A 12501-nucleotide genomic window follows, 5' to 3' on the forward strand; every position below is an offset into this window, starting at 1 on the left:
CGCCGGCGCGAGTGCCTCCGGTGCGTTCCCGGCCCAGCCGGACATCACGATCGTTCAACAGGCCCCGGTCAGAACCTTCCTGACCTGGGCCTGAGTGGTAGGCCGTGTGGGACTCGAACCCACAACCAACGGATTAAAAGTCCGCTGCTCTGCCAATTGAGCTAACGGCCCCTGACGAGTCATCCACGAGCATAGCCCGCCCCGGGCGGGCAGCCGATCGGGTATCCCCCGGTGGTGGGGGGAGACCACGGGACGGGGCCCGTAGCGCAGCCGGGATTCGGTGCGGTACGGGCCCCGTCGATCAGTGGTCAGCCGTTGCGCTTCCAGCGCGGCTTGTCGTCACGGCGGCCGAACGAGCCCGTGCTCGTGCCCGTGCCGGTCGTGCCTCCGCGGTGGTCGTCGCGACGGCCCGACGGGCGGTCGTGGCCGCCCGAGCGGAAGCTGCCCGAGGGGCGGTCGTCACGGCGGTCGCGGTTGAACGGGCGGTCACCGGTGGGACGGTGCTCGCGGCGCTCGAAGGAGCGGGCGCCGTCGCGGCGGTCGCCGCCACCCGAGGCGCGGTCGTCACGACGGCCGTAGTTGCCACGGTCGTCACGGCCTTGGTAGCCGCCACCCGCCGGACGGTCGTCACGGCGCTGGTAACCGCCACCGGCCGGACGGTCGTCACGGCGCTGGTAACCACCGCCCGCCGGGCGGTCGTCACGACGCTGGAAACCGCCCCGCTCGCCACCGCGGTCGTCACGACGGCCGTAGTTGCCGCGCTCCTCGCGGCGCTGGAAACCGCCGCGGTCGCCGCTGCCGCCGTCGCGCGGCGTGTAGCCCTTCGCGCCGCCACGGCCGCTGCGCTCGCCGCGGTCGTCCCGGCGCGCGTAGTTGCCGCGGTCGTCGCGCGGTGTCTGGGCCGGTACGGACGCGGCTGCCGACGCCGCCTCGATGGCCGCCACGGCCTCGGCCGTGACCTCCGCCACCGCCGCCTCCGGGTCGTCCCCACGCTCGCGCGCGGCGCGGGCGACGAGGCGGTCGGCCTCCTCGCGCAGCTCTCCGGCCCGGCGCTGGAGGCGCTCCAGCTCCTTGGTCAGGTCGGCGACCTCGCGCTCCGCCTGCTTGGCGGAGTTGTTCGCGGAGTCGGCCTGGACCTCGGTCAGCGAACGGGCGCCGGTGATCTCGGCGACCTCCGGCTCGAACGCGCCGGCCCCGGCGACCATGTGACGCGCGGCGTCGACGCCCGCGTCCTCCATCAGCCGGAAGATCTGGCGGCGCTGGTGCGGCAGGGCCAGCGAGACGACGACGCCGGACTTGCCGGCGCGCGCCGTACGGCCCGAGCGGTGCAGGTAGTCCTTGTGGTCACCGGCCGGGTCCACGTTCAGGACCAGGTCGATGCCGTCGACGTGGATACCGCGGGCGGCCACGTCGGTCGCGACGAGCGCGTTGACGTGACCCTCCTTGAAGTCCGCCAGCGTCCGGGTGCGCGCGCCCTGCGTCATACCACCGTGCAGCGCGTCGGCCTTCACGCCCGAGTCGCGGAGCTGCTCGGCGATCCGGTCGGCGCCCAGCTGCGTACGGACGAAGATGATCGTGCGGCCCTTGCGCGCCGCGATCGCCGCCGTGACCGGCGCCTTGTCCTTGGGCTTCACGACGAGCACGTGGTGGCTCATGGTCGTGACGTTGCCCTGCGCGCTGTCGACCTCGTGGTTCACGGGGTTCTTCAGGTAGCGCTTGACCAGGGTGCTGATCTCGTTCTCCATCGTGGCGGAGAAGAGCATGCGCTGGCCGCCGGTCGGCACCAGGTCGAGCAGCTCGGTGACCTCGGGCAGGAAGCCCAGGTCGGACATCTGGTCGGCCTCGTCGAGAATCGCGATCCGCACGTTCTCCAGCGAGCACGCGCCGCGGTTGATGATGTCGCGCAGCCGGCCCGGGGTGGCGACGAGGACGTCGACACCGCGCTCCAGCGCGTAGATCTGGTTGCCCATCGACGTACCGCCGCAGACGACCTTCATCTTCAGGCCGAGCACGTCGCCGTACGGCTGGAGGGCGTCGGCGACCTGCATCGCCAGCTCACGGGTCGGGGTCAGGATGACGCCGCGGGGCTTCTTCTTCTCGGTGTGGCCCTCGGCGAGGGTCGCCAGCAGCGGGAGACCGAACGCGAGGGTCTTGCCGGAGCCGGTACGGCCGCGGCCCAGGATGTCCTTGCCGGCCAGGGCGTCCGGGATGGTCGCGGCCTGGATCGGGAAGGGGGCGATGACACCGTTCTGGGTGAGCTTGCGGACGACGCCCTCGGGCAACCCCAGGTCGCCGAAGGTGACTTCGGGGGTCTTGGGGGCCGCGGGGGCCTCGGTCGCCTCGACGGTGTCCGTCGTGACGCCGTCGATCGAGCCCGCCGAATCGTTGGACTCGTTCTCGGGCATGACGGTGTGGTCAGTACTGGAAATGGACATGCGAAATGCGAAACCTTCCGGAGTCTCGGCACGCGCCCAAACTCCGTGATTCGCAATTCGACCGCCTCGATGCGGTCAGCCACGGCAAGGGAGAGTACGCGCCACGCGGCGCTCTTCTGTGTCGGCGCCAGGCAATGATCAAACGATCTACTACCATACGCACCGCTCCCCCTCCCTGGCAAACCGCTTCCCCGCGATCCGCCTCACACCGGCCGGGCCCGCCGGCCCCCGGCCCTCACACGGCCCCTCACACCAGCCCCCGCCGTCACACCGGCCCCAACTGCGGCGACGCCACGGGCTCCTTCCGCATCCCGACCCCGTCCCCCGGCCCCTGCGCGTTCGTCCGTACGTCCGCCGCCGGCGACGCCGACGGCAGATCCGGCGGACCGCTCGGCTCCGGCTGGGCCGGAGGCTCCGCGGGCGGGTCAGGCGGTGGCGGCTCGGAAGGCGGCGGCGGGGTCCCGGTCGGCTGTTCCTCGGGCGGTACGTCGCCGCCCGGCGGCCTCGGCGCGGGAGGCAGCGGCTTGCCGTCCGGGCCCTTGGACGGCTTCGCCGACGGGTCTCCCGAGGCCTCCGGATCGCCCGGCTTCCCCTTCTCGCCGTGCTTGCCGGTCTTCTCGGCGCCCCTCGGCCCCTCGCCGCTCGGGCCGCCGGCCGGCAGGCCCGCGCCGGCGTCCGCCGCCGTACCACCGTCCTCCTCGGCCGCGGACCCGGACCGCTCGGCCGATCGCGAGGGAGCCGGCTTCCCTTCGTTGTCCCCGACGCTCATACAGCCGGTGGAGGTGGCGACCGCCAGCGAGGTGACGATCCAGACGGCGAAACGGCCGGGGGCGGACAACTGGCGCACGCGGGGCACCTCCGGGGGCGTGAAACGGCTCGCCCGCCGAAGGGAGCCCGCCGGCAGGGAGAGGATTGCCCTGCCCAACTTCCTTTCCCCCGCGAGGGACACGCCCGCCACGCACCCAAGCAGGACCGGCCTTTCGGGGCCGGCCGCCGGCGGGCTCTCAGAGCGCCCCCAGCTCCCATCCCGCCCACACCGCGCCGAGCCCAGCCAGCACCGACGCCGTCACATACGCGCCGGCCACCAGCCCCGCCCCGCGCTCGGCCAGCCGCAAGGTCTCGTACGAGAACGTCGAGTACGTCGTCAGCGCCCCGCACAGACCCGTGCCGATGAGCGCGTACGTCGCCGACGACACGGTCGCCCCGGCCAGCACACCCAGCACCAGGCTCCCCGCCACGTTGACGGTGAACGTCCCCCAGGGGAACAGGGTTTGGTGCCGCGCCTGCACCGCACGGTCCGTCAGATAACGCAGCGGCGCCCCGACCGCGCCGCCCAGGACCACCAGCAGCCAGTTCACGGCGCCGTCACCGGCCCCACGGCGCGGCGCGTGAGCTTCGCCGCCAGCCACACCGCCGCCATCGCGCCCGCGAACGTCAGGGCCGCGTACCCCAGCGCGGCCGGCGCATCGCCGTGCCGCACCAGCCGCAGGAAGTCCAGCGTGTACGTCGAGAACGTCGTGAAACCGCCCAGCACCCCCACCCCCAGGAACGGCCGCACCAGCGGATGGACCGACCAGCCGCCCTCGGCGACCAGCACCATCAGCACACCGATCAGCCCGCACCCCAGCACGTTCACCACGAAGGTCGTCCAGGGGAACGCGCCGTCGGCCGTGGGCCACAGCCGCTCCGCGCCGTACCGCGCCGTCGCGCCCGCCGCACCGCCCGCCGAGATCACGGCCAGCACCTGCCACAGCCGGTGCCCGGCCGTCTCGGCGCGCTGGCCCGGTACCCGCAGATCGACATCGGGGTCTACCGGCTCCTCGGCGGACCCGATCTGCCCGCCCTCAAAGCCCCCGCCCCCGCTCACCCGTACCCCAGCTCATGCAGCCGCTCGTCGTCGATCCCGAAGTGGTGCGCGATCTCGTGCACCACCGTGATCTCCGTCTCGGCCACCACGTGCTCGCGCGTCTCGCACATCCGCAGCGTCGGCCCCCGGTAGATCGTGATCCGGTCCGGCAGCACCCCCGCGTACCACTCGCCGCGGTCGGTCAGCGGCGTCCCCTCGTAGAGCCCGAGCAGATCGGCGTCGAACTCCTCCCCCGACTCCTTCGCCGCCGCCGGATCGGGCTCGTCCTCCACGAACACCGCGACGTTGTCCATCAGCCGCATCAGCTCGGGCGGGATCCGGTCGAGCGCCTCGGCCACCAGTTCCTCGAACTCCTCGCGCGTCATCTCCAGCACCCCGCCATTGTCACGCAGGTCACCAAGATCGGGGCACGGCGTAGCCCACGCATGATCGCGCGCCCCCCTGGGCATACGCGCCCAATGGCCCGCGACGTACGACGTGTCCCGTTCCGTACCGCGCTCACGGCGATCGGCCGGATCCGGCGGCACTACCGGTCCCGCGGCGACGGACCGACCAGCGCCCTCGTCAGCTCCCCGCACCCCTACACCCGCGCGCTCGGCCTCATCGCTGTCGTGGTGCTCGGCGCCTGGCTCGGGCTGCTGATCGTCGGCAGTGTGCGGACGCCGGTGGGCCCGATGGACACCAAGATGACCCTGCGTCCCTCCTTCACCGGCGGCACGAAGATCAACGTCTCGCCGCTCGGCGCGCTGGAACTCGACTCCCACACGGCCCCGATCCGCCTCGACGTCGACGTCGATCAGCTCGACCCGGTCCGCTCCCAGGCCCTGGTCGAGCACCCCGAACGCCTCTCTGGTCTCCAGGAGGAGGTGGCGAGCGATGTCATGGTCGGGACGACGGAGCTGGCGGTACGGTCCTGTGTCGCCGTCGTCTCGGGCGCCACCGCCCTCGGTCTGGCCGTCTACCGCCGCCCCCGCCGCGCGCTGGCCGCCGGCGGGCTCGCGCTCGTGCTGCTGACCGCGTCCGGCGCCACCGCGTTCGCGACCTTCAACCCGAAGTCCGTGCTGGAGCCCCGCTTCTCCGGGCTGCTCTCCTCGGCCCCGCAGGTCGTCGGCAGCGCGCGCTCGATCGTCACCGAATTCGACGTCTACCAGAAGGAGTTGGCGCGGCTGGTCACCAACGTGACCAAGCTGTACGACGCGACGTCGACCCTGCCCTCGTACCAGCCGGACCCGGGCACCCTGCGCGTCCTCCAGGTGTCCGACATCCATCTCAACCCGGCGTCCTGGCACATCATCGGCTCACTCGTGGAGCAGTACAAGATCGACCTGATCATCGACTCCGGCGACACCATGGACCACGGCTCGGCCGCCGAGAACAGCTTCCTCGACCCGATCCCCGACCTCGGCGCGCCGTACGTGTGGGTGCGCGGCAACCATGACTCGGCCGCCACCCAGAAGTATCTGGAGGGCCTGAAGAACGTCCATGTGCTCGACAAGGGCCGCGCCGTCACCGTCGCCGGGATCCGGGTGGCGGGCACGGGCGACCCGCAGTTCACCCCCGACCGCTCGCTGGTCAACGCCGGTGACCCGGCCGAGGAGATGGCGGGCATCCGGCTGGCGTCGGCCATCCGCGACCAGGAGCGGGCGGGCACCCCGGTGGACATCGCCGTCGCCCACAACCCGATCGCGGCCAGGGAGACGGACGGCACGGTGCCGCTCGTGCTCGCCGGCCATGTGCACCGCCGGGACACCGAGATCATGCCGCTCGGTACGCGGCTGAAGATCGAGGGCTCGGCGGGCGGCGGCGGACTGCGCGCGGTCCAGAACGACCAGCCGGAGAAGGTCCGGGCCTCGCTGCTCTATCTGGACAGCACGACGAAGCGGCTCCAGGCGTGGGACGAGATCACCCTGGGCGGACTGGGGCTGACGACGGCGGAGGTCAGCCGCCATCTGCCGGAGGAGGCGGGCGTACCGGGGACGGACCCGTCACCGTCGCCGGCGGGCGGGTCCCCTGCCCCGTAAACCGTTTTGGCGATAGCTCCCCGCATCCCATATGCTTCTCACGTCCCCGACGCGCTACCAAGCGCCCAGGCGGGCCCTTAGCCCTCATCGTCTAGTGGCCCAGGACGCCGCCCTTTCAAGGCGGTAGCACGGGTTCGAATCCCGTTGGGGGCACGCAACACCGTGTGCGAGACTCGTCTCGCACATTGCTTGGTCCTGTGGAGCAGTTTGGAGTGCTCGCCACCCTGTCAAGGTGGAGGCCGCGGGTTCAAATCCCGTCAGGACCGCTGTGGCTCGCGAGAGCCGCGTGGCTGGGTAGCTCAGTTGGTACGAGCGATCGCCTGAAAAGCGATAGGTCGCCGGTTCGATCCCGGCCCCAGCCACTCCTGAGCTTGAAGTTGATACGAGATGCCCCTGCCGAGAGCCTCGGCAGGGGCTTCCGTGTACCCGCCCCGCGAAATGGGTTCGCCACTCGCCCGGCCCGGGTGAGACCCTTGGCTCGGTATGTCTACTTCCCTCGCCGACCTTCAGTCCCTGCTGGCCGATGTGTCGCTGCGCGACTCGCAGCGCCTCGGCCGCCGTCTCGAAGGCGTCCGGCGCATCCGTAAGCCCGAAGCGCGGCAGGCCGTCCTCGACGAGATCGCGGCCGAGGCCGGCAGGTCCGCCGAGCGCGTACGCGCCCGCGCGGCCCGGATGCCCGCGATCACGTACCCCGAGCAACTGCCCGTCAGCCAGAAGAAGGACGAGATCCTCCGGGCGATACGCGACCACCAGGTCGTGATCGTCGCCGGTGAGACCGGGTCGGGCAAGACCACCCAGATCCCCAAGATGTGCATGGAGCTCGGCAGGGGCGTCCGGGGCATGATCGGCCACACCCAGCCGCGCCGGATCGCCGCCCGCACCGTCGCCGAGCGCGTCGCCGACGAGCTGAGGAGTCCGCTCGGCGAGGCCGTCGGCTGGAAGGTCCGCTTCACCGACCAGGTGAACCAGGACTCGACGTTCGTCAAGATCATGACGGACGGAATCCTGCTCGCCGAGATCCAGTCGGACCGCGACCTGCGCGCGTACGACACGATCATCATCGACGAGGCCCACGAGCGCAGCCTCAACATCGACTTCCTGCTCGGCTATCTCGCCCAGCTCCTCCCCAGGCGCCCGGATCTCAAGCTCGTCATCACCTCGGCGACGATCGACCCCGAGCGCTTCTCCCGGCACTTCGGCGACGCGCCGATCGTGGAGGTCTCGGGCCGTACGTTCCCGGTCGAGGTCCGCTACCGCCCGCTCCTCGAAGACAATGACGACAGCGCCGAGGGCGACCGCGACCAGATCACCGCGATCTGCGACGCCGTGGACGAACTCCAGTCGGAGGGCCCCGGCGACGTCCTGGTCTTCCTCTCCGGCGAGCGGGAGATCCGCGACACCGCCGACGCGCTGGACAAGCGCAAGCTCCGGCACACCGAGGTGCTGCCCCTGTACGCGCGTCTGTCGCACGCCGAGCAGCACCGCGTCTTCCAGAGACCCGGCGGGGGCGCGACCCGCAGGATCGTCCTGGCGACGAACGTGGCGGAGACCTCGCTGACCGTGCCGGGCATCAAGTACGTGATCGACCCCGGCACCGCCCGTATCTCGCGCTACTCGCACCGCACCAAGGTCCAGCGCCTGCCGATCGAGCGGATCTCGCAGGCCAGTGCCAACCAGCGCAAGGGCCGCTGCGGCCGTACGTCGGACGGCGTCTGCATCCGGCTCTTCTCCGAGGACGACTTCGATTCCCGGCCCGAGTTCACGGACGCCGAGATCCTCCGTACGAATCTGGCCTCGGTCATCCTCCAGATGACGGCGGCCGGCCTGGGCGACATCGAGAAGTTCCCCTTCATCGACCCGCCGGACCACCGCAACATCCGCGACGGCGTCCAACTCCTCCAGGAACTGGGCGCGTTCGACGCCACGCAGAAGGATCCGCGCAAGCAGCTCACCCAACTCGGCCGCAAGCTCTCCCAGTTGCCCGTCGACCCGCGCCTGGCGCGCATGGTCATCGAGGCCGAGCGGAACGGCTGCGTACGCGAGGTGATGGTGATCGCCGCCGCGCTGTCCATCCAGGACCCGCGCGAGCGCCCGTCGGAAAAGCAGACCCAGGCCGACCAGCAGCACGCCCGCTTCCGGGACGAGACCTCCGACTTCCTGGCCTTCCTGAACCTGTGGCGCTACATCCGAGAGCAGCAGAAGGCCCGCGGCTCCTCGGCCTTCCGCCGGATGTGCAAGGCGGAGTATCTGAACTTCCTGCGGATCCGCGAGTGGCAGGACATCTACTCCCAACTGCGCACGGTCGCGAAGCAGATGGGCATCAAGATCGACGAGGGCGACGACAGCGCTCCGGCGCCCGACCAGTCCGTGCACATCTCGCTGCTGGCCGGCCTGCTGTCGCACATCGGGCTCAAGGACGTGAAAGACGCCGGGGGGGAGGGCGGGAGAAACACAGGGAAGAACGAGTACGTGGGCGCGCGCAACGCGAAGTTCGCGGTCTTCCCCGGCTCGGCCCTCTTCAAGAAGCCGCCGCGCGTCATCATGTCCGCGGAGCTGGTGGAAACGTCGCGGCTGTGGGCCCGGGTCAACGCGAAGATCGACCCCGACTGGATCGAGCCGCTGGCCCAGCATCTGATCAAGCGCACATACAGCGAACCGCACTGGGAGAAGGACCAGTCGGCCGTGATGGCGTACGAGAAGGTCACGCTGTACGGCGTACCGATCGTCGAGCGGCGCAAGGTGAACTTCGGCCGGATCGACCCGGAGGCCTCACGCGACCTGTTCATCCGCAACGCGCTCGTCGAGGGCGACTGGCGGACGCACCATCAGTTTTTCCATGACAATCGCAAACTTCTGGGCGAGGTCGAGGAGTTGGAGCACCGCGCCCGGCGCCGCGACATCCTCGTGGACGACGAGACGCTGTTCGACTTCTACGACGAGCGGGTGCCCGATCATGTGGTCTCCGGCGCGCACTTCGACTCGTGGTGGAAGCACAAGCGCAAGGAGGAGCCCGAACTCCTCGACTTCGAGCGCTCGATGCTCATCAACGAGGCCGCTGGCGCCGTCACGAAGGACGACTATCCGGACTCCTGGCGGCAGGGCAGGCTCAAGTTCCGTGTGACGTACCAGTTCGAGCCGGGGGCCGACGCGGACGGTGTGACCGTCCACGTACCGCTCCAGGTGCTCAACCAGATCACCTCCGAAGGCTTCGACTGGCAGATCCCGGGGCTGCGCGAGGAGGTGGTGGTGGAGCTGATCCGCTCCCTGCCGAAACCGATCCGCCGGCATTACGTCCCGGCGCCGAACTACGCGAAGAAGTTCCTGGAGCGGGCGGTGCCCCTTCAGGAAGCGCTTCCCGTGACGCTGGCGCGCGAGCTCCAGCGGATGGTCGGTGTGCCTGTCACGGCCGACGACTTCGATCCGGGCCGGGTGCCCGACCATCTCAAGATCACGTTCCGGATCGTCGACGAGCGGCGCCGCAAGCTCGCCGAGGACAAGGACCTGGAGGCACTGCGGATCGCCCTCAAGCCCAAGGCACGCAAGGCGCTCTCCCAGGCCGCGGCGGCGGTGGCGGGGCCCACGGGCGAGTCGGTGGAGCGCTCGGGCCTCACGGACTGGACGATCGGCACGCTCTCGCGCACCTTCGAGACCCGGCGGGCGGGGCAGCCGGTCAAGGCGTATCCGGCCCTGGTCGACCAGGGCGCGACCGTGGCCGTACGGCTCTACGACACCGAGGCCGAGCAGCAACGGGCCATGTGGCAGGGCACGCGCCGGCTGATCATGCTCAACATCCCGGTCAGTCCCGCCAAGTTCGCGTCCGACACCCTCAACAACAAGCAGAAGCTGGCCCTGTCCCGTAATCCGCACGGCTCGATCCAGGCGCTCTTCGAGGACTGCGCCACCGCGGCGGCGGACCGGCTGATCGCCGAGCACGGCGGGCCGGCGTGGGACGAGGAGTCGTACCGAAAGCTGTTCGACAAGGTCCGCGCCGACCTGGTCGACCTGACCGTGCGCACGATCGCCCAGGCCGAGCAGATCCTGGCGGCCTGGCAGGCTTGTGAGCGGCGGCTGAAGTCCACGAACAGCCTGGTCCTGATCAACAACGTCCAGGACGTGAAGGACCAGCTGGCGGAGCTGATGCCGGCGGGCTTCGTGACCCGCACGGGGCTGCGCAGGCTGCCCGACCTGATGCGCTACCTGGTGGCGGCGGACCGCAGGCTCCAGCAGATGCCGACGAACGTCCAGCGCGACACCACGCGCATGGAGAAGGTCCACGAGATGCGGGACGAGTACGCGTGGCTCCTCGAACAACTCCCGCGCGGGCGGCCGGTGCCGCAGCAGGTCCTGGACATCCGCTGGATGATCGAGGAACTGCGGGTGAGCTACTTCGCGCACGCCCTGGGCACGGCGCAGCCGGTGTCGGACAAGCGGATCGTGAAGGCGATCGACGCGGCGGCGCCGTAGCCGCCGACCGGGGGCTGATCCGGTTCGACCGCACTGTCTCGACTGCTGTAGAGTCTGGTTTCGCAGCCGCCGGTAGGAACAGCGCACCGGAGCCGCGAATTCTGGTCCTGTGGAGCAGTTTGGAGTGCTCGCCACCCTGTCAAGGTGGAGGCCGCGGGTTCAAATCCCGTCAGGACCGCATCGAATTATCTGGAGCCCGTATCCCCCTGGATACGGGCTCCACTGCTGCGCCCGCGACGGAGCCCGCGTCCTTCTCGATACGGGCTCCGTTGCTGTGTCGTGGCTTGACGCGTTCCCGTGGCGCCGGTAAGTCATCAGCAGGGGCCCTTTATCCGGGGGGTGGCGCGCATGGTGGCATCGGCGGCCAGACACGAGACTCGGGCGCTCCTGCGTGCCCATCTGGCGGCCGCGACGGGCTATCGGCATGTGATGCGCCACTGCGCGGTCTGTCATCGTCTCCAGCGGCTCGCCATGGAGCCCACCGCGCCCGCGCTCCCGGACGACAGCCGCAGGGACGGCGGCGACCACACATCCAACAGCTCCGCTCCGAACCGCACACCAGAAGCGGACAGCGACCCTCATTAGGTGCTACGACGGGAGTTGGCAAGAGGTTCGCACTGTGACGGGTGTCACCGGCCATGTTCACGGAAGGGCTCTGCTTACCCCCCGCCTACCAACTGCGAATTTGATATGTGCAATTGCACGCCCCCGCAAGCGCTTCCTGTGAACCCCCGCCAACCCCCAACTCCGGCCGCACCACACAAAAAAGATCGCGCTGGACTCGGCGGAGTCCAGCGCGATCGAAGTGACTTGCCCCGTGTTGTGGGGGCGTGGGCCCTGTTGGGGCAGGTGCCCGCCGTGTGGAGCGTTGCGAAGCTGGTGGATCAATGTGGAGCTATGGAGCGGGACGACCGGATTGGGGACCCGGGTGTCCGGTTGGGGTTGGTTGGTTGTCAGCTGTGCCCTGACGAGACGTTCAGGCCTCGCTGCGCTGCTGCGGAATACCCGCAAGCAGTGCGCGGACCTCTGCCTCGCGATACCGGCGATGTCCACCGAGCGTGCGGATGGACGTGAGCTTGCCGGCCTTTGCCCAGCGTGTGACCGTCTTCGGGTCCACGCGGAACATCGTGGCAACCTCAGCCGGGGTCAGCAGCGGCTCGGCATCAGGGGTGCGAGCGGTCATGAGCGGCCTCCTCGGGAGAACCGAACCATCTCGGTTCTTTCCTCTAAATTCTGCACCTTGACCCACGTTGCCCGAAATGGCGGACGCGGGCCGAGTCGGTTATAGGACGAACGGCTTGTCCTCGGCACTACAACTACACCATCTGTCCAGCCTCGTCGGCCAAACCGATGGAATTGCCCTCTCAGGTGTTCATCAACGACGGAAGCCGATGGACCATGCCATAGCGGACAGTTACGCCGCAGTGACGATCAGTCACAGGAGCAATCAGGCGTCACGAGACCCCCAATAGAGCGCAATACAAAGCATTCCGCCCCCACTTGGACGGAAGGAGCCCTCCCCGGACTCCTTGTCCTATTTTGACACGAGGGTGGGTGATGGGCGCAAGAGCCCCGAAAGTGCGCTCCATCACGCTTGGGCGTAAAGAATCCGTATCGGGGCCTAGGGGGTGTCTTGTCGGTCAGGCCGGATTAGGGAGCGGGGTCTGGTGCGTGCGATCGCAAGGCGGAGGAGGGAGACATGGCGGAGCCTTGG

General features: G+C 69.7%; 9 protein-coding genes and 5 tRNA genes. 7 read left to right on the forward strand and 7 right to left on the reverse strand.

The window, feature by feature from the left end:
* Positions 1–95 precede the first annotated feature (95 nt).
* The 6 genes from ACFWV8_RS28350 to ACFWV8_RS28375 all read right to left on the reverse strand — a co-directional run bounded on the left by ACFWV8_RS28350 (position 96) and on the right by ACFWV8_RS28375 (position 4676).
* Positions 96–171 (reverse strand) — tRNA-Lys (locus tag ACFWV8_RS28350).
* A gap of 137 nt (positions 172–308) precedes the next feature.
* Complete coding sequence (locus ACFWV8_RS28355; protein WP_384209701.1) at positions 309–2435, reverse strand: DEAD/DEAH box helicase; 2127 nt, start codon at positions 2433–2435, stop codon at positions 309–311.
* Between the two features lie 265 nt (positions 2436–2700).
* A complete protein-coding gene (locus tag ACFWV8_RS28360) occupies positions 2701–3282 on the reverse strand; it encodes a hypothetical protein (protein ID WP_384209706.1) in 582 nt (193 codons plus the stop codon).
* 157 nt (positions 3283–3439) lie between these two features.
* Positions 3440–3793, reverse strand: a complete 354-nt coding sequence (gene crcB / locus ACFWV8_RS28365) for a fluoride efflux transporter CrcB (protein WP_384209711.1) — start codon at positions 3791–3793, stop codon at positions 3440–3442.
* Entirely contained in the window at positions 3790–4302 is a 513-nt protein-coding gene (locus ACFWV8_RS28370; RefSeq protein ID WP_384209717.1) for a fluoride efflux transporter FluC, read from the reverse strand. The genes crcB and ACFWV8_RS28370 overlap by 4 nt, the downstream gene beginning before the upstream one ends.
* Positions 4299–4676 (reverse strand): metallopeptidase family protein, encoded by a 378-nt coding sequence (locus ACFWV8_RS28375; protein ID WP_384209721.1) that lies wholly within the window; start codon positions 4674–4676, stop codon positions 4299–4301. The genes ACFWV8_RS28370 and ACFWV8_RS28375 overlap by 4 nt, the downstream gene beginning before the upstream one ends.
* A gap of 84 nt (positions 4677–4760) precedes the next feature.
* On the opposite strand from ACFWV8_RS28375, the gene ACFWV8_RS28380 reads away from it, so the two are divergent.
* The 7 genes from ACFWV8_RS28380 to ACFWV8_RS28410 all read left to right on the forward strand — a co-directional run bounded on the left by ACFWV8_RS28380 (position 4761) and on the right by ACFWV8_RS28410 (position 11372).
* A complete protein-coding gene (locus tag ACFWV8_RS28380; protein WP_384209728.1) occupies positions 4761–6323 on the forward strand; it encodes a metallophosphoesterase in 1563 nt (520 codons plus the stop codon).
* 80 nt (positions 6324–6403) lie between these two features.
* Positions 6404–6476: transfer RNA gene (locus tag ACFWV8_RS28385), tRNA-Glu, on the forward strand.
* A gap of 38 nt (positions 6477–6514) precedes the next feature.
* Positions 6515–6589: transfer RNA gene (locus tag ACFWV8_RS28390), tRNA-Asp, on the forward strand.
* A 22-nt stretch (positions 6590–6611) separates the two neighbouring features.
* Positions 6612–6685 (forward strand) — tRNA-Phe (locus ACFWV8_RS28395).
* A 121-nt stretch (positions 6686–6806) separates the two neighbouring features.
* The gene (hrpA, locus tag ACFWV8_RS28400; RefSeq protein ID WP_384209733.1) at positions 6807–10787 is read left to right on the forward strand and encodes an ATP-dependent RNA helicase HrpA; all 3981 of its coding nucleotides are present in this window, start codon (positions 6807–6809) and stop codon (positions 10785–10787) included.
* A 103-nt stretch (positions 10788–10890) separates the two neighbouring features.
* Positions 10891–10965: transfer RNA gene (locus ACFWV8_RS28405), tRNA-Asp, on the forward strand.
* Positions 10966–11135: 170 nt separating this feature from the next.
* The gene (locus tag ACFWV8_RS28410; protein WP_384209737.1) at positions 11136–11372 is read left to right on the forward strand and encodes a DUF6274 family protein; all 237 of its coding nucleotides are present in this window, start codon (positions 11136–11138) and stop codon (positions 11370–11372) included.
* A gap of 391 nt (positions 11373–11763) precedes the next feature.
* Here ACFWV8_RS28410 and bldC read toward each other — a convergent pair whose 3' ends face one another.
* On the reverse strand, positions 11764–11970 hold the full coding sequence (bldC, locus tag ACFWV8_RS28415) for a developmental transcriptional regulator BldC (protein ID WP_003949541.1): 207 nt from the start codon (positions 11968–11970) through the stop codon (positions 11764–11766).
* Between the last annotated feature and the right edge of the window lie 531 nt (positions 11971–12501).

It is taken from the genome of Streptomyces sp. NPDC058665 (assembly GCF_042714995.1).
Classification (GTDB): Bacteria; Actinomycetota; Actinomycetes; order Streptomycetales; family Streptomycetaceae; genus Streptomyces.